This window comes from Aquabacterium sp. (assembly GCF_014378415.1).
GTDB lineage: Bacteria > Pseudomonadota > Gammaproteobacteria > Burkholderiales > Burkholderiaceae_C > Aquabacterium.
In genome coordinates, this window is sequence record NZ_JACMNS010000018.1 from 43,417 (window position 1) to 60,801 (window position 17,385).

Below are 17,385 nucleotides of genomic sequence, written 5' to 3' on the forward strand. Positions count from 1 at the left end.
GGTCTGCATGAATCCCTCCAAAATATTCATCGAACGCCCGGTGGCCACGGCGCTGCTGATGCTCGCCATCTTGCTGGCGGGCCTGCTGGCGTTCCGGCTGCTGCCGCTGTCAGCTTTGCCCGAGGTCGACTACCCCACCATCCAGGTGTCCACGCTGTACCCGGGCGCCAGCCCCGACGTGATCGCCTCATCGGTCACCGCACCACTGGAGCGGCAGTTCGGCCAGATGCCCGGCTTGAACCAGATGTCGTCGACCAGCTCCGGTGGCGCCTCGGTGATCACGCTGCGATTCACGCTGGAGGTGTCGCTGGACGTGGCCGAACAGCAAGTCCAGGCGGCCATCAACGCGGGCACCAGCTTGCTGCCCAGCGACCTGCCGATGCCGCCCACTTACAGCAAAATCAACCCGGCCGACGCGCCCATCCTGACCATCGCCGTCACCTCGCCATCGCTGCCGGTAATCAAGGTGCACGACCTGGTCGAAAGCCGCATGGCGCAGAAGATCTCGCAAGCGCCCGGTGTGGGTTTGGTCAGCATCGCCGGGGGCCGGCGGCCCGCCGTGCGCATTCAGGCCAACCCGGTAGCCCTGGCCGCAGTGGGCATCTCGCTGGACGACCTGCGCACCATCATCGGCAACGCCAATGTGAACCAGGCCAAGGGCAGCTTCGACGGCCCCGCGCGCGCCTCCACCATCGACGCCAATGACCAGCTCAAGGCGGCCAGCGACTACGCCAACCTGATCATTGCCTACAAGTCGGGCACCCCCATCCGCTTGAAGGACGTGGCCACCTTGGTGGACGATGCCGAAAACCTGCGCCTGGGTGCTTGGGCCAACACCACGGCGGGCGTGATCCTGAACGTGCAGCGGCAACCTGGTGCCAACGTGATCGAGACGGTCAACCGTGTCAAGGCGCTGTTGCCGCAGTTGCAGGCCACCCTGCCCGCATCGATTGATGTGAAGGTGCTGAGTGACCGCACGGTCACCATCCGCGCGTCGGTCGAGGACGTCGGGTTCGAGCTGATGCTGGCCATCGTTTTGGTGGTCATGGTGATCTTCGTGTTCTTGCGCAGCCCCTCGGCCACGCTGATCCCGGCGGTGGCCGTGCCTTTGTCGCTGATGGGCACGTTCGGCGTGATGTACCTGGCGGGGTTCTCGATCAACAACCTGACCTTGATGGCGCTCACCATCTCGACCGGCTTCGTGGTGGACGACGCCATCGTGATGATCGAGAACATCGCGCGCCATGTAGAGGCCGGCGACAGCCCCATGGAAGCCGCCTTGAAGGGCTCCAAACAAATCGCCTTCACCATCATCTCGCTGACCATCTCGCTGCTCGCGGTGCTGATCCCGCTGCTGTTCATGGGTGACGTGGTGGGCCGCCTGTTCCACGAGTTCGCCATCACGCTGGCCGTGTCCATTTTGATCTCGGCCGTCGTGTCGCTCACCCTGACGCCCATGATGTCGGCCCGGCTGCTCAAGCACTCGCCCGAAGACAGCCACGGCCAGCTCTACCAAGCCGTGGGCCGCATGTTTGACCGCACCATCGCCGGCTATGGCCGCATGCTCAACTGGGTGCTGGACCGCCAGGCCCTGACCTTGCTGGGCTTCGGCCTGACCTTGCTGATCACCGTGCTGTTGTACATGGTGGTGCCCAAGGGCTTCTTTCCGCTGCAAGACACTGGCGCCATCCAGGCCATCACGCAGGCCTCCCAATCGATTTCCTACGGCGCGATGGCCGAGCAACAACAGCGCCTGGCCGAGATCATCCTGAAGGATCCTGCAGTCGACAACCTGTCGTCCTTCATCGGCGTGGATGGTGCCAACGCCACGCTCAACACCGGACGCATGCTGATCACGCTGAAGCCCAAAGCAGAACGCGGCATGTCGGCCAGTGAGGTCATCGCGCGGCTGTCGCAGTCGGCCCGCAACTTGCCAGGCATCTCGCTCTACATGCAGCCCGTGCAAGACCTGACCATTGAAGACCGCGTTTCCAAGACGCAGTACCAGGTCACCTTGAGTTCGCCCGACACCAACGACCTGTCTGCCGCCACCGCGCTCATGCTGACGCGCATGCGGGCCTTGCCCCAGCTGAGCGACGTGGCCACCGACCAGCAGGACGAGGGCCTGCAAGCCTTTGTCGACATCGACCGCGACGCCTGTGGGCGCCTGGGCGTGACCGTGGCCGCCATCGACTCGGCGCTGTACAACGCCTTCGGGCAACGCATCATCTCCACCATCTTCACGCAGTCCATGCAGTACCGCGTGATCCTGGAAGTGGCGCCCAACTACCGGCTGGGTCCGCAGTCATTGGAGAGCCTGCATGTCTCGGGCACCAATGGCGTGCAAGTTCCCTTGTCGTCTGTGGCCCGCGTTAGCGAAAGGGCCGCGCCCCTGGTGATCAACCACGTGGCGCAGTTCCCGGCGGCCACCTTGTCCTTCAACCTGGCACCGGGTGTGGCGCTGGGCGATGCGGTGGACGCTATCAAGGCCGCGCAGGCCAAGATGACGCTGCCCGCCAGTGTCGAGTCCAACTTCCAGGGCGCAGCCCGGGCTTTTGAAAGCTCGCTGAGCAACACACTGATGCTGGTGATCGCGGCCGTGGTGACGATGTACATCGTGCTGGGCGTGCTCTATGAAAGCTACATCCACCCGCTGACCATCCTGTCCACCCTGCCATCGGCCGCCGTGGGTGCTTTGCTGGCCTTGATGATCTTCAAGCTGGACCTGGGCATCATCGCCGTCATCGGCATCGTGCTACTGATCGGCATCGTCAAGAAAAACGCCATCATGATGATCGACTTTGCACTGGAGGCCGAACGCGACCAAGGCCTCAACCCGCGCGATGCCATCTACCAGGCCTGCCTGCTGCGGTTCAGGCCCATCCTGATGACCACGATGGCGGCCCTGCTGGGCGCCCTGCCCATGATGCTGGGCACCGGCGTGGGCAGCGAGTTGCGGCACCCGCTGGGCGTCACCATGGTCGGCGGGTTGATCGTCAGCCAACTGCTCACGCTGTTCACCACGCCGGTCATCTACTTGGGGTTCTCGGCGCTGGTGCGCCGATTCAAGGCATGAACATCTCGGCGCCATTTATCACCCGGCCGGTGGCCACCACCTTGCTGACCATCGGCACGGCGCTGGTGGGGATTTTGGCGTTCTTCCTGTTGCCCATTGCGCCGCTGCCACAAATTGACTACCCGACGATTTCGGTGTCTGCCTCCTTGCCGGGGGCCAGTGCCGAAACCATGGCCGCCACCGTGGCCACCCCCCTGGAGCGGGCCTTGGGCAGCATCGCTGGCGTCACCGAGATCACCTCCAGCTCGTCACTGGGCAGCACACGGGTGACCTTGCAGTTCGACCTGGACCGGGACATCAACGGCGCGGCCCGCAATGTGCAAGCGGCCATCAATGCCGCCCGGGCCCTGCTGCCCACCGGCCTGCCCAGCAACCCGACCTACCGCAAAGTCAACCCGTCCGACCCGCCCATCATGATCTTGTCGCTGACGTCCAGCACGCTCAGCACGGCGCAGATGTACGACGCGGCCTCCACCGTGCTGGCGCAGCGCTTGGCTCAGATCGACGGCGTGGGCGATGTCTCCATCGGCGGTGGTTCGCTGCCCGCCGTGCGCGTGGACCTGAGCCCCAGCCAATTGGTGGCCAACGGCATTTCGCTGGACCAAGTGCGCATGGCCTTGGTCAACACCAACGCCAATCGCCCCAAAGGCACGGTAGAAGATGGCCTGCGGCAATGGCAAATCGGGGCCAACGACCAGTCCCGCACCGCCGCCGAATACGAGCCCATCATCCTGAGCTACCGCAACGGCGCCGCCGTGCGCCTGCAAGACGTGGCCAGCGTGAGTGACTCGGTGCAAGACGTGCGCGCTTACGGCCTCGCCAACGGCAAGCCCGCCATCATCTTGCTGCTCAGCAAGGCGCCAGGCGCCAACATCATCGAGGCCGTGGACCGCGTCAACGCCTTGCTGCCCCAACTGCGTTCGTCCATCCCCGCCGCCATCGACCTGGGCGTGGTGATGGACCGCACGCACACCATCCGCGCTTCGCTGCACGAGGTCGAGAAAACCCTGGCCATCTCTATCGGACTGGTCGTGGTGGTCGTCTATGCCTTCTTGCGCAATGCCCGCGCCGTGTTGATCCCATCGGTGGCCGTGCCCGTGTCATTGGCCGGCACCTTGGGCGTGATGTACCTGCTGGGCTACAGCCTGGACAACCTGTCTTTGATGGCACTGACCGTGGCCACCGGCTTCGTGGCGGACGATGCCATCGTTGTGTTGGAGAACATCACCCGCCACATGGAGCGCGGCAAGACCGCTGTGCAGGCCGCCCTGGATGGCGCCCGAGAGATCGGCTTCACCGTGTTGTCCATCAGCCTGTCCTTGATCGCGGCCTTCATCCCGATTCTGTTCATGGGGGGCATTGTCGGCCGCCTGTTCCGCGAATTCGCGGTCGTGCTGTCGGTCGCCATCCTGATCTCGATGGTGGTCTCCCTGACCACCACGCCCATGATGGCCGCCGCCTTGTTGCGGCCACAACAGGCCATCCGCCAAGCCCCGGGCCGAATGGCGCGCAGGCTGACGGCTTTGCAAGCGGCGGTGCAACGAGGCTACCGCCGATCTCTGAGCTGGACGCTGCGGCACCAGCCTCTGGCCCTGCTGGCTTTGATCGGCGTGATCGGGCTGAACGTTCACCTCTACCGCGTCATCGACAAAGGCTTCTTCCCCACGCAGGACACAGGCCGCATCATGGCCAATGTCCAGGCCGACCAGGGCAGCTCCTTCCAGTCGATGAAGATCAAGCTGGACAGCTTCATGGACATTGTTCGCAAAGACCCGGCTGTGGACACCGTCACGGGCTTCACCGGCGGGGGGCAACGCAACTCCGCCAACATGTTCATCGCACTCAAGCCTTTGAGCCAGCGCGATGCCACCGCCGAGCAAGTCATCGACCGCCTGCGCACGCAAGTGACCAGAGTGCCGGGCGCGAACCTGTTCATGAGGTCGGCCCAAGACATCCGCATCGGCGGGCGCCAGTCGAACTCCGAATTCCAGTACACCCTGCAGGCCGACGAGCTGCAAGACCTGCGCACCTGGGAGCCCAAAATCCGCCAGGCCCTGAGCAAGCTGCCCCAGCTTGAAGACGTCAGCAGTGACCAGGAAGACCGTGGCCAGCAAACCTCGCTGGTGATTGACCGGGACGCGGCCACGCGCCTGGGCCTGACCATGCGCAACATCGACAACACCTTGAACAACGCCTTTGGCCAGCGGCAGGTAGGCGTCATCTTCAACCCCTTGAACCAATACCGCGTGGTGATGGGCCTGGCGCCCGACTACCTGCAAAGCCCTGAAGCGCTCAAAGGCTTCTATATGACCTCGGACAGTGGCGAGCAAGTGCCGCTCAGCACGGTGGCCCGGGTGGAGCCCACGCTGGCGCCACTGTCGGTCAGCCATGACAAGGGCACACCGGCGTCCACCATCAGCTTCAATTTGCCGGCGGGCGGATCGCTGTCGCAGGCCACCGATGCTGTCAACAACGCGGTGGCCGAACTGGGGGTGCCGGTGTCCGTGCGCGGTACCTTTGAAGGCACGGCCAACGCCTTCCAGGCTTCGCTGAAAAGTCAGCCGCTGCTCATTCTTGCTGCTGTGATCACGATCTACCTGGTGCTCGGCATCCTGTATGAAAGCCTGATCCACCCGATCACCATCTTGTCCACCCTGCCCTCCGCAGGCGTCGGTGCGCTGCTCGCCTTGATGCTGTTCAAGACCGAGTTCTCCATCATTGCCTTGATTGGCGTGGTGCTGCTGATCGGCATCGTCAAGAAAAACGCCATCATGATGATCGACTTTGCGTTGGCGCAGCAAAAGCGGGCCCGCGCACGCGGCGGCGAGATCAGCGCGGCCCAGGCCATCCACCAAGCCGCGCAGCTTCGCCTGCGACCCATCCTGATGACGACCCTGGCCGCCCTGTTTGGCGCCATCCCCTTGGCCTTGGGCACGGGCGGCGGCGCCGAGCTTCGCCAGCCACTGGGCATTGCCATCGTCGGCGGCCTGGTGCTCAGCCAGTTGCTGACGCTGTACACCACGCCCGTGGTCTTCGTGTGCATGGACCGCCTGAGCCGTCGTCGCCAAAGGCCAGACCTGGTCCCCCACGCCCTGCCCTCTGCCGCCTGAGACCCCAATGCCTGCCTCCTGCCTTCAACGCCTTCCTGTCATCGCCACACCATGGGTCTTCGCCTTGCTGCTGGGCGGCTGCGCGGTGACTCGGGTTGATCCACCAACCCCGGCACCCTCGCCCTCCCAATTCAAGGAAACCGCGCTGTGGCAACGCGCGCCCAGCAGCGCGGTCGGCAAGGTGCCTGACGAATGGTGGACGCTGTTCAATGACCCGATGCTGAACGAGCTGCAAAGCCAGTTGGTCATCGGCAACGAGAACCTCAAGTCCGCCGTGGCCCAAGTGGCCAGCGCGCGTGCCGAGCTGGGAGCCAGCCGGGCCGCGCAGTTGCCAACCCTGTCAGCAGGCCTGTCGGGATCGCGCAGCGACAGTGGCAGCCAGAGCAGCAGCGCGAGCAATCAACGGGGCCCACAAAACAGCGTCTCGCTGTCGGCCACCGCCGCTTGGGAGTTGGACCTGTGGGGCCGCCTGTCGCAAGCCACCAGTGGCAGCGAGGCCCGCTATCAAGCCAGTGTGGCCGACTTGGCCTCAGCCCGCTTGTCCGCCCAAGCCACCCTGGCACAAACGTATTTGTCCATGCGCGCGGCCGAAGCCCAACAGGCCTTGATCGAACGCAGCATCGCGGGCTACCAGCGTTCGCTGGACCTCACGCAAGCCCGCTACCAGTCGGGCGTGGCCGCGCAGACCGATGTGTTGCAGGCACAAACTCAACTCAAGACCGCGCAAGTGCAGGGCCTGGAAGCGGCCACTCAGCGGGCCCAGCTGGAACACGCGCTGGCCGTGTTGTTGGGTAAAGCGCCCTCTGCATTCAGCATCGCGGTCAATGCCGCCCTGCCGCAGGCGCCCGAGGTGCCCACGGTCTTGCCCGCCACATTGCTGGAGCGCCGGCCCGACATCGCCGCGGCGCAGCAACGCGTGAATGCGGCCTATGCCCAGATCGGGGTGGCCGACGCGGCCTTCTTCCCGGCGCTCACCTTGTCGGCCACGGCGGGCTACCGCAACACCAGCCTGAGCAACTTGCTGAGCGCGCCCAACCTGTTCTGGTCCATCGGACCGGCGCTGGCGCAGACATTGTTGGATGGTGGCGCCCGCCGCTCTGCCAGCGACCAGGCTCGGGCCAATGCGGACCTGGCCACGTCCTCCTACCGCCAGACGGTGCTGACCGCGTTTCAGGAAGTGGAAGACAACCTGGTGCTGGCCAGCCAACTGCGGGCAGAAGCACAGATGCAGCAAGAGGCGCTGCAATACGCGCAGCGCAACCTGGACATCACCAACGAGCAATACCGCGTGGGCACGGTGAGCTACCTGAACGTGGTGACGGCGCAGACCTCGGCTTTGAGCAGCGAACGCACCTTGCTGGACGTGCGCAATCGCCAACTGGCTGCTGTCAATCAGTTGCTGAAGAACATTGCTGGGCGCTGGCAGGACGACAAGGCCCAGTGACTTTTGGCGTCAATCAAACTTGATCGTCAATGAGCTCTTCGCCGTTGGTGTTGCGCATGGCCTGCTCGACCACCGCCCGCGTCAAAGTCGGCGCAAAGGTTTCGATCAGCGCGAAAATGTAGGCTCGCAAGAAAGCCCCACGCCTGAACGCAATGCGCGTCATGTTGACCGCGAACAAGTGCCCGGCGTCAATGGCGCAAAGGTTGCGATCACGCTCTTCGTCATAAGCGATCGAGGCCACCACGCCCACCCCCATGCCCAGCTCGACGTAAGTTTTTATCACGTCAGCGTCCATCGCGCTCAGCACGATGCGGGGTTGGATGCCCTCTTTGGCAAACGCCTCGTCGATGTGCGAACGGCCGGTGTAGCCCGCGTCGTAGGTCACCATTGGGAAGCGCGCCAGGCGTTGCAGTGTCAGGGGCTCTCCGTCCAGCAAGGGATGCCCATGCGGCACCACCACGCTGTGCGTCCAGCGATAGCAAGGCAGGGTCACCAACTGATCGTACTGGTCCAGCGCCTCAGTGGCCACGCCAATGTCGGCCTCACCGCTCAGCAGCATCTCGGCCACCTGGCGCGGTGAGCCTTGGTGCAGGCTCAAGGTCACTTGCGGGTACAGCTCACGGAAATCGCGCACCACCGACGGTAAGGCATAGCGCGCCTGCGAGTGGGTGGCTGCGATCGACAGCGGGCCGGCGTCGTGCTGAGAAAAATCGCGCGAGGCATTGCGCAGGTTCTCGGCGTCGGCCAGCAGGCGCTCGATGATGGGCAGCACCTCAGCGCCCGGCACCGTCAGGCCCGTCAGGCGTTTGCCCGCGCGCACAAACAACTCGATCCCCAGCTCGTCTTCCAGCTCGCGGATCTGGCGGCTGACACCCGGTTGCGATGTGTGCAGTGCGTTGGCAACCTCGGTCAGGTTGAAGCCACGGCGCACCGCCTCTCTCACTGATCTCAATTGTTGGAAATTCATAAGCCCTCGGGCATCAGGAAATGGTGTCGGCAAAGCGGCGCACGCGGCGCGGCTTCAGGTGAACCGTGGCACCGGTGACCAGGATGCCGCTGTCGCGCAAGGCCGCGAACTCGCCACGGGGCAATTCCACATCGACCTCACCTTCGCCATCGACCCGGCGAAACTCCAGGCGAGTGTTCGGCCCCACGGTCAGGACGTGCGCCAGGGTGACGGCCAAGCTGCCTTCTTCCGGATGGGCCAGCACCTGGATCTCGTGCGGACGCACATAGCTCACGTCATCCGTGCCACCGGTGCCAGCCGACTCGGCCACGGCACCTGGCGCATGGTCACGGCCATGGAACAGGTTCACGTCACCCAGAAACTTCAGCACGAAGGGCGTGGCCGGGTGGTCGTAAACCTCGTCCGGCGGGCCGTCTTGCTCGATGCGGCCCTGGTTCATGACCACGATGCGGTCGGCCACCTCCATGGCTTCTTCCTGATCGTGGGTCACGAACACGCTGGTGATGTGGACTTCATCGTGCAGGCGGCGCAGCCAGCGGCGCAGTTCCTTGCGCACCTTGGCATCAAGCGCCCCAAAGGGCTCGTCCAGCAACAGCACCTTGGGCTCCACCGCCAGCGCACGCGCCAGCGCAATCCGTTGACGCTGGCCACCCGACAACTGGTGCGGGTAGCGGTCGGCAATCCAGTCCAGCTGCACCAGCTTGAGCAACTCGGTCACCTTCTTGCGGATCGTCGCCTCATCAGGACGTGTTTCCCGAGGGCGCACGCGCAGACCAAAGGCCACGTTCTCAAAGATGCTCATGTGCCCGAACAGCGCATAGTGCTGGAACACGAAGCCGACCTGGCGATCGCGCACCGACACATTGGTGGCATCGGCGCCATGGAACAACACCGAGCCGCTGTCGGGCTGCTCCAGGCCGGCAATGATCCGCAGCAGCGAGGTCTTGCCCGAGCCCGAAGGGCCCAACAGCGCGACGAGTTCGCCCGAGGGGATTTCAATGTTCAGGTTGTCACACACCGTGACCGACCCAAATCGTTTGACGAGGTTCTTGACTTCAATGCTCATGCGGAAACTCCAACATCCTTGACTTGGGCCAGCTCTTGCCTGACCTGACGCTCAACGATGAATTTCAAAACCAGGGTCACCAGTGCCAGGCTGGCCAAAATCGAGGCCACCGCGAACGAGGCGGCAAACTGGTACTCGTTGTACAAAATTTCAATGTGCAAGGGCAAGGTGTTGGTCTGCCCACGGATGTGGCCGGATACCACCGACACCGCACCGAACTCGCCCATGGCCCGAGCGTTGCACAAGATCACGCCGTAGAGCAAGGCCCACTTCACATTGGGCAGCGTCACCTTGAAGAAGGTCTGCCAACCCGAGGCGCCCAGTACGCGCGCGGCTTCTTCCTGCTCCTGGCCTTGCGCCTGCATCAGCGGGATCAACTCGCGCGCGATGAAGGGGAAGGTCACGAAGATGGTGGCCAACACGATGCCGGGCACCGCGAAGATCACCTTCAGGTCGTGGTCGCGCAACCACTCGCCCCACCAGCCTTGCAGGCCGAACACCAGCACATAGACCAGACCGGCGATCACCGGTGACACCGAGAATGGCAAGTCGATCAGGGTGAGCAACACGCTCTTGCCACGGAAGTCGAACTTGGCAATCGCCCAGGCGGCTGACACGCCAAACACGAGGTTCAAAGGCACGGCGATGACGGCGGCGGTGAGCGTCAGCACGATGGCCGACAAGGCATCGGGCTCGCTGATGGAGGCCACGTAGACCTCCCAGCCCTTTTTGAAGGCTTCGAAGAACACCGACACCAGCGGCAGGAACAGGAACAAGGCCAGGAAGACCAGCGCGAGGCCAATCAGCAGGCGGCGCACCCAGGCGGGCTCGGTGCGGCTGGCGGAAACATTGGGAGGAGACTGCGACATGTCACTGGCCTTGACGTTTACGGGTCCATGCTTGCAGGGCGTTGATCGCCAGCAGCATGACAAAGGACATCATCAACATGACCACGGCGATGGCGGTGGCCCCCTGGTAGTCGTATTGCTCAAGCTTGGTGATGATGATCAGCGGCGTGATCTCGGACACCATGGGCATGTTGCCCGCGATGAAGATGATGGAGCCGTACTCGCCCAAGGCACGGGCAAAAGCCAGCGCGAACCCGGTCAGCAAGGCCGGTGTCAGGATGGGCAAAATCACCCGGGTGAAGGTTTGCAAGCGCGTGGCGCCCAAGGTGGCCGAGGCTTCTTCAAGCTCGCTGGCCAGGTCTTCCAGAACGGGTTGCACCGTGCGCACCACGAAGGGCAGGCCGATGAAGGTCATCGCCACGAAGACACCGATAGGCGTGAAGGCCACCTTCAAGCCCAAGGGCTCCAGGTATTGGCCGATCCAACCGTTGCCGGCGTACAAGCCCGTCAAGGTGATGCCCGCCACCGCCGTGGGCAAGGCAAAGGGCAGGTCTACCAGCGCATCGATGATCCGCTTGCCAAAAAATTCGTAACGCACCAGCACCCAGGCGACCAGCAAGCCAAACACGGCATTGACCACCGCCGCCGCCAAAGAGGCGCCAAAGGTCAGTTTGTACGAGGCCACCACCCGAGGCGAAGCCACGGCCTCCAAGAAGGCCGACCACGTCATCGTGAACGTCTTCAGGAAGGCGGCAGACAAAGGTATCAGCACGATCAGTGTCAGGTACATCAGCGTCAGGCCCAGCGCCAGGTCGAAACCCGGCAGCACGCTGGGCTTGCGCAATAGAGTTTTGGAGAAAATCATGAATCAGCCGTTTGATACTGCCACGGTCACTTCTTGCCCACGCCCAGGATCTGGTCGTAAGCGGCGCCATCGTTGAAGTGGTCCTTCTGGGCCTTTTGCCAACCGCCAAAGACCTCGTCCACGGTGAAGGTCTTGACCTTGGGGAACTCTTTGGCGAACAAGGCCTGGGCCTTGCCGGTGCGGGGGCGCAGGTGGCTCTTGACCGCGATGGCCTGGCCTTCGTCCGACCACAGGTACGTCAAGTAAGCCTCGGCCTGCTTGCGCGTCTTCTTGCGGTCAACCACCTTGTCGACCACGCTGACGGGGTTCTCGGCCAGCACAGTCCACTTGGGGTAGACCACTTCGAAGTCGCCGCCGAACTCGGTCAGGATCAGGGGCACTTCGCTCTCGAAGGTGACCAGGGCATCGCCAATGTTGCGCTGGGCGAAGGTGGTGGTAGCAGCTCGGCCGCCGCCATCGAACACCGGCACGTGGGCAAAGATCTTGTGGACCAGGGCCTTGGCCTTGACCGCATCGCCACCTGTCTTGATCACCGAGCCCCAAGCTGCCAGGTAGGTGTAGCGGCCATTGCCCGATGTTTTGGGATTGGGGATCACCACCGAGATGCCGGGGCGGGCCAGGTCATCCCAGTCCCTGATGTTCTTGGGGTTGCCCTTGTGCACCAGGATCACCGTCACCGAGGCGGTGGGCGAGCTGTTGTTGGGAAAGCGCTTGGCCCAATCGGCCGGGATCAACTGGCCGCGCTCGGCCAGCAGGTCGATGTCATTGGCCTGGTTCATGGTGATGACGTCGGCTTCCAGGCCATCAACCACGCTGCGGGCCTGCTTGCTGGAGCCGCCGTGCGACTGGTTGATGGTCAAGGTCTCGCCGGTCGTCTGCTTCCAGTACTTGGCAAAAGCGACGTTGTAATTCTTGTAGAACTCGCGGGTGACGTCGTAGCTGGCATTGAGCAAAGCCGTGTCAGCCCAGGCAGAGCCGGCCAGCGCCGAGGCGGTCAGGACGCCGACGGCGACATGGAAAATTTGTTTCTTCAAAGAAAAACGCATGACAAGACCTTATTTGATGCAGCAAGCGAATGTTAAAGAGCCCGCTTCTTCATAAGAAGTACGCTTTTGTCAGTTGCTTATTCGAAAAGTGATTATGCAAGACAAAAAATAGGCGGCTCTGACCTGAATCAGAACCGCCCAAAACACTCCCCCACTCGCTAGAAATGGGTCAGGATTTACTTCTTGGTGTAGATCTGGTCAAACACACCGCCATCGGCGAAGTGCGTCTTTTGGGCCTTGGCCCAGCCACCGAAGGTGTCGTCAATGCTGAACAGGTTCAGCTTCGGGAACTGCTTGGCGTACTTGGCGGCCGCAGTCTTGTCCAGTGGACGGTAGAAGTTTTTGCCGGCGATGTCTTGGCCTTCTGGCGAGTACAAGTACGCCAGGTAGGCCTTGGCCACCTCACGGGTGCCACGCTTGTCCACCACCTTGTCGACCACGGCCACGGGTGGTTCGGCCAGGATGCTGATCGGTGGGTAAACCACGTCAAACTTCCCGGCACCAAACTCTTTCAAGACCAGGCCAGCTTCGTTTTCCCAACACAGCAACACGTCGCCTTGGCCGCGTTCTGCAAAGGTCACGGTCGATCCACGGGCACCGGAATCCAGCACAGGCACGTTTTCGAACAAGCGCTTGATGTAGTCACGGGCCTTGGCATCGGTGCCGCCAGCTTGCTTCAGGGCGTAGCCGTAGCCAGCCAGGTAGGCCCAACGCGCGCCGCCAGAAGTCTTGGGGTTGGCGGTGATCACACCCACGCCCGGCTTGATCAGATCGCCCCAGTTCTTGATGCCCTTGGGGTTGCCCTTGCGCACCAGAAAGATGATGGTGGATGAGTAGGGTGTGCTGTTGTTCTTGAACTGCTTTTGCCAGTCAGCGGCCAGCAGGCCCTTATCGGCGATGGCGTCAACGTCATAGGCCAAGGCCAAGGTCACCACGTCGGCTTCCAGGCCATCGATCACCGAGCGGGCTTGCTTGCCCGATCCGCCGTGCGAGGCCTTGACGGTGACGCTGTCACCTGTCTTGGCTTTCCAGTGCTTGGCGAATGCCTCGTTGTACTCTTTGTAGAGCTCACGGGTGGGGTCGTAGGACACGTTCAACAGGGTGATGTCTTTGGCTTGGGCGACCGCAGGAGCCAGAGAAGCCACCCCGGCCACGGCCGTCAAGGCCGCGAGCGCGAGAACGTTGAAGGTGCGACGAGTGCGGGTAGAGACTGCTTGCATGTTGGGTCGACTCGTGTGTTGTGGTGAATCAATGCACGAATCGTAAAACCTGCCGCATCAAAGCGAAACGAATGAATATGCCTTTGCATATTCACTTCATCAACTAGGCGCACCCAATGACCAACCTTTAATCATTGCGCTCAACCCATCTTGCGCCGCTTTGGGTTCGAGGCCACAGTGCGGCCTTCGCTGGCGTTTTACAACCCCACGGGTGAAGTTGACACACTGGTGAACACCTTGCACCGTTCGGTCAGTTCAACCCGGTGCCTGAATCTTGGTCAGCGGGTTCATGGCCTGCAACTGCGACGACGAACTGGTGTAGGTCGTCAGGTCAGGCTGGTCACCGCTCCAACTCGGGTCGGGGATCGAATCGAACACCTGGCGCAAACGCTGTCCCCACGAGCTGCGGATCATGCGGAAGTAGGCGTTGGTGTCGTCGATGTTGATGACCTTGTCGCTCTTCAAGGCATCAGCCTCGTAGACCAACAGGTCCAGCGGCAAACCCACAGAGAGGTTGGACTTCAAGGTCGAATCCATGGAGATCAGCGCGCACTTGGCGGCCTCTTTCAGCGGCGTGCTCGGCGTAACCACGCGGTCGATCACCGGCTTGCCGTACTTGGACTCGCCGATCTGGAAGTAGCAAACGCCATCAATGCCCGCCTCGACAAAATTGCCGGCCGCGTAGACGTTGAACAGGCGCATGGTCTCGCCCTTGATCTGGCCGCCCACGATGAGGTTGCAGTTGAAGTCGATGCCATGGTGCTGCAGGGCTTCGGCGTCCCGCGCGTAGACCCTGCGGATGGCGCTGCCCACAATGCGGGCCACGTCGAACATGCTCTTGGCGTTCCAAAGGGTCACGGCTTTGCCGTCTGGGCCCTCGATGTGCTCGGTGCCCAGCAGCTGCTTAACGGCCTGGGTGATCGCCAAGTTGCCGGCGGACAGCATCACGATGACCCGGTCTTCGGTTTGCTCGTAGACCGTCATTTTTCGGAAGGTGCTGATCTGGTCCAACCCGGCATTGGTGCGCGAGTCTGAGAGAAAAACCAGCCCGGCATTCAGCCGCATGGCAACGCAATAAGTCATGATGAACTAACAGATTTGAGTCGGTACAAAGCGTCGAGCGCCTCGCGTGGTGTGAGCGTATCAGGATCGATGCTGGCCAGCATCGTCAAAGTCTCGGCTTCGGCCGGGGTCAAACCCTCACCCCCCGATGGCGCCAGCGTCAAACCATCGTGTGCGTCCAATATGGGATCTGATGCAACCGAGACCGCGAACAGGTCAATCTGGTCATCAGCGTGGCGTTGCTGGGCTTCCAGTGCCTCCAAAGTGGCGCGCGCTTGTCGAATCAGGGCATGTGGCATGCCTGCGAGACGCGCCACTTGCACGCCGTAACTGCGGCTGGCAGGGCCAGGCTGCAACTCGTGCAAAAAGACGATGTCGTCGCCCGACTCGGCCACGCCCACGTGCACGTTCATGGCGCGCGGGTGCTTTTCAGGCAGGGCGGTCAACTCGAAATAGTGGGTAGCGAACAAGGTGAAGGCCTTGTTCTTGTCGTGCAATTGGCTTGCGATGGCGCCGGCCAGGGCCAAGCCGTCAAACGTTGAAGTGCCGCGTCCGATCTCGTCCATCAGCACCAGCGAATGCTCGGTGGCACCGTGCACGATGGCCGCAGCCTCGGTCATCTCCATCATGAAGGTGGATTGGGCGTTGGCCAGGTCGTCGGCCGCACCGATGCGGGTGTGGATGGCGTCGACCGGGCCCAGACGGCAACTGGACGCCGGCACGTAGGAGCCCATGGCCGCCAGCAAGGCGATCAACGCAATCTGCCGCATGAAGGTCGATTTGCCGCCCATGTTGGGGCCGGTGATGACCAGCATGCGGTGCTTGGCGTCCAGGCGGCAGTCGTTGGGGATGAAGGTGACGCCGCTGGTTTCCATCAGGCTCGCTTCGACCACCGGGTGGCGGCCTTTTTCAATCTCGATGCAGGGGTGGTTGACGAACTCGGGCCGCGTCCACCCCAGGGTGCCGGCACGTTCGGCCAAAGCTGACAGGGCATCGAGCGAGGCCAAGGCACGGGCCAAAGCACTCAGCGCACCAAGGTGCGGCTGCAAGGTGTCCAGCAACTGGTCGTAAAGCCACTTTTCACGCGCCAGAGAGCGGTCTTGCGCAGACAGGGCCTTGTCTTCAAAGGCCTTGAGCTCGGGCGTGATGAAGCGCTCGGCGTTCTTCAGGGTCTGGCGGCGCTGGTAGTCCAGAGGCACCTTGTCGACCTGGCTTTGCGTGACTTCGATGTAGAAGCCGTGCACCTTGTTGTATTGCACGCGCAGGTTGCCGATGCCGGTGCGGGTGCGTTCGCGGGCTTCCAAGTCGAGCAAGAAAGCATCGCAGTTCTGCGAGATGGCGCGAAGCTCGTCCAGGTCTGGGTCCAGGCCGGTGGCGATGACGCCGCCATCGCGCAGCAGCACGGCGGGAGTCTCGGCCAGGGTGCGTTGCAGGCTTGCGGCGATGGCCGGGTCGGGCTGCAGGGCCGCGTAGAGTTTTTGCAGCAGCGCAGAACAAGCCCCCTCCCCCTCACTGATGCCAGGCACGCGCAGGCGCAGCTCGGGCAGCACCAAGAGCGTGTCGCGCAGACCGGCCAGTTCGCGCGGGCGCACCTGGCGCAAAGCCACGCGGGCGGTGATGCGCTCGACATCGCTCAGACTGCGCAGGGATTCGCGCAAGGGCTCAAAGCCCTGCTCGGCCGACACGGGTTGTAGCAGGCAGGCCATTGCATCGTGGCGTTCGCGGGCAATGGCCCGATCACGCGGCGGGTGCGTCAGCCAGTGGCGCAAAGTGCGGCTGCCCATGCCGGTGCGGCAGGTGTCCAGCAAGGACAGCAGCGTGGGCGAGTCTTCACCGCGCAGGGTTTGGGTCAGCTCCAGGTTGCGCAAGGTGGCGGGGGGCAATTCCAGCAGGTCGCTGGCGCGGGCCACGTCCAGGCTGGCGACGTGGGCCAAGGCGCGGCCTTGGGTGTGTTCGGCGTAGCTGAGCAGGCCCGCCGCGGCCGCGTGGGCCAGGGTCAGGTCTTGCGCGTTGAAGGCTTGCAGACTGGCCACCTTCAGTTGCTCGCACAGCTTGCGTTGGCCCAGCGCGCTGTCAAACTGCCAAGTGGGGCGGGACGTGAGCGAGGTGCGGGTCTGGCTCAACAAGTTTTGCAAGCTGGCAGGGGTGCGGTCGCGGTCATACAGCAATTCAGCAGGTTGCAGGCGCGCCAGCCAGCCAGGCAACTCGCGCTCGGCGCATTCGCTCAGGCCCAGGTTGCCGCTGGACAGGCCCAACCAAGCCAGGCCGCAGCGAACCGGGCCATTGGCGCGCCCGCGCTTTTCAAGCACCACGGCCACCAGCAGCGCATCAGCGCGTTCGTTCAGAAGTTCGGTGTCGGTCAGGGTGCCGGGCGTGACCACGCGGACCACCTTGCGCTCGACCGGGCCTTTGCTGGCGCCGACCTCACCTACCTGTTCACAGATGGCCACCGACTCGCCCAGCTTGATCAGCTTGGCCAAGTAGGTGTCGAGCGCGCTGACGGGCACGCCAGCCATGACAACGGGCTCGCCGCCCGACTGACCGCGCGCGGTCAAGGTGATGTCGATCAGGCGATTGGCCTTGCGAGCATCGTCGAAAAACAGCTCGTAGAAATCACCCATGCGGTAGAACAGCAGCGTGTCAGGGTGCTCCGCTTTGAGGCGGAAATACTGCTGCATCAT

General features: G+C 63.0%; 11 protein-coding genes and 1 pseudogene. 4 read left to right on the forward strand and 8 right to left on the reverse strand.

All coding sequences use genetic code 11. From position 1 onward, the window contains the following. Positions 1-7: 7 nt before the first annotated feature. Genes H7225_RS02350 through H7225_RS02360 form a run of 3 tightly spaced genes read left to right on the forward strand, consistent with a single transcriptional unit; the run spans position 8 to position 7,630 of the window. Complete coding sequence (locus H7225_RS02350) at positions 8-3,076, forward strand: MdtB/MuxB family multidrug efflux RND transporter permease subunit (protein WP_290659145.1); 3,069 nt, start codon at positions 8-10, stop codon at positions 3,074-3,076. Next, the gene (locus H7225_RS02355) at positions 3,073-6,186 is read left to right on the forward strand and encodes a multidrug efflux RND transporter permease subunit (RefSeq protein ID WP_290659147.1); all 3,114 of its coding nucleotides are present in this window, start codon (positions 3,073-3,075) and stop codon (positions 6,184-6,186) included. The genes H7225_RS02350 and H7225_RS02355 overlap by 4 nt, the downstream gene beginning before the upstream one ends. Before the next feature lie 7 nt (positions 6,187-6,193). Then, positions 6,194-7,630, forward strand: coding sequence for an efflux transporter outer membrane subunit (locus tag H7225_RS02360; protein ID WP_290659149.1), 1,437 nt, complete (start codon positions 6,194-6,196; stop codon positions 7,628-7,630). Positions 7,631-7,643: 13 nt separating this feature from the next. Here H7225_RS02360 and H7225_RS02365 read toward each other — a convergent pair whose 3' ends face one another. The 6 genes from H7225_RS02365 to H7225_RS02390 all read right to left on the reverse strand — a co-directional run bounded on the left by H7225_RS02365 (position 7,644) and on the right by H7225_RS02390 (position 13,642). Then, complete coding sequence (locus tag H7225_RS02365; RefSeq protein ID WP_290659150.1) at positions 7,644-8,597, reverse strand: CysB family HTH-type transcriptional regulator; 954 nt, start codon at positions 8,595-8,597, stop codon at positions 7,644-7,646. Between the two features lie 13 nt (positions 8,598-8,610). Further along, complete coding sequence (locus H7225_RS02370; RefSeq protein ID WP_290659152.1) at positions 8,611-9,663, reverse strand: sulfate ABC transporter ATP-binding protein; 1,053 nt, start codon at positions 9,661-9,663, stop codon at positions 8,611-8,613. Beyond that, positions 9,660-10,532 carry a sulfate ABC transporter permease subunit CysW gene (gene cysW, locus H7225_RS02375; RefSeq protein WP_290659154.1) on the reverse strand — a complete coding sequence of 291 codons (873 nt, stop codon included), beginning with the start codon at positions 10,530-10,532 and terminating at the stop codon, positions 9,660-9,662. The genes H7225_RS02370 and cysW overlap by 4 nt, the downstream gene beginning before the upstream one ends. Before the next feature lies 1 nt (position 10,533). Continuing rightward, positions 10,534-11,376 (reverse strand): sulfate ABC transporter permease subunit CysT, encoded by an 843-nt coding sequence (cysT, locus tag H7225_RS02380; RefSeq protein ID WP_290659156.1) that lies wholly within the window; start codon positions 11,374-11,376, stop codon positions 10,534-10,536. 26 nt (positions 11,377-11,402) lie between these two features. Beyond that, entirely contained in the window at positions 11,403-12,422 is a 1,020-nt protein-coding gene (locus H7225_RS02385; RefSeq protein ID WP_290659158.1) for a sulfate ABC transporter substrate-binding protein, read from the reverse strand. A 176-nt stretch (positions 12,423-12,598) separates the two neighbouring features. Then, positions 12,599-13,642, reverse strand: coding sequence for a sulfate ABC transporter substrate-binding protein (locus H7225_RS02390; RefSeq protein WP_290659160.1), 1,044 nt, complete (start codon positions 13,640-13,642; stop codon positions 12,599-12,601). Positions 13,643-13,765: 123 nt separating this feature from the next. Between H7225_RS02390 and H7225_RS02395 the strand changes: the two are divergent. Next, a pseudogene (locus tag H7225_RS02395) lies at positions 13,766-13,888 on the forward strand (aminotransferase class V-fold PLP-dependent enzyme); the annotation flags it as partial. Positions 13,889-13,897: 9 nt separating this feature from the next. Here H7225_RS02395 and H7225_RS02400 read toward each other — a convergent pair. Further along, on the reverse strand, positions 13,898-14,725 hold the full coding sequence (locus H7225_RS02400) for a proteasome-type protease (protein ID WP_290659161.1): 828 nt from the start codon (positions 14,723-14,725) through the stop codon (positions 13,898-13,900). Continuing rightward, a partial coding sequence (mutS, locus tag H7225_RS02405; RefSeq protein WP_290659163.1) for a DNA mismatch repair protein MutS occupies positions 14,722-17,385 on the reverse strand: 2,664 nt, incomplete at its 5' end. The genes H7225_RS02400 and mutS, both read right to left, overlap by 4 nt.

What these genes read in the sequence shown, in the direction of transcription:
- H7225_RS02350 (WP_290659145.1), top strand. Translation starts at nt 8, where the DNA reads ATGAATCCCTCCAAAATATTCATCGAACGCCCGGTGGCCACGGCGCTG.
- cysT (WP_290659156.1), bottom strand. Translation starts at nt 11,376, where the DNA reads ATGATTTTCTCCAAAACTCTATTGCGCAAGCCCAGCGTGCTGCCGGGT.
- H7225_RS02370 (WP_290659152.1), bottom strand. Translation starts at nt 9,663, where the DNA reads ATGAGCATTGAAGTCAAGAACCTCGTCAAACGATTTGGGTCGGTCACG.
- H7225_RS02390 (WP_290659160.1), bottom strand. Translation starts at nt 13,642, where the DNA reads ATGCAAGCAGTCTCTACCCGCACTCGTCGCACCTTCAACGTTCTCGCG.
- cysW (WP_290659154.1), bottom strand. Translation starts at nt 10,532, where the DNA reads ATGTCGCAGTCTCCTCCCAATGTTTCCGCCAGCCGCACCGAGCCCGCC.
- H7225_RS02360 (WP_290659149.1), top strand. Translation starts at nt 6,194, where the DNA reads ATGCCTGCCTCCTGCCTTCAACGCCTTCCTGTCATCGCCACACCATGG.
- H7225_RS02400 (WP_290659161.1), bottom strand. Translation starts at nt 14,725, where the DNA reads ATGACTTATTGCGTTGCCATGCGGCTGAATGCCGGGCTGGTTTTTCTC.
- H7225_RS02355 (WP_290659147.1), top strand. Translation starts at nt 3,073, where the DNA reads ATGAACATCTCGGCGCCATTTATCACCCGGCCGGTGGCCACCACCTTG.
- H7225_RS02385 (WP_290659158.1), bottom strand. Translation starts at nt 12,422, where the DNA reads ATGCGTTTTTCTTTGAAGAAACAAATTTTCCATGTCGCCGTCGGCGTC.
- H7225_RS02365 (WP_290659150.1), bottom strand. Translation starts at nt 8,597, where the DNA reads ATGAATTTCCAACAATTGAGATCAGTGAGAGAGGCGGTGCGCCGTGGC.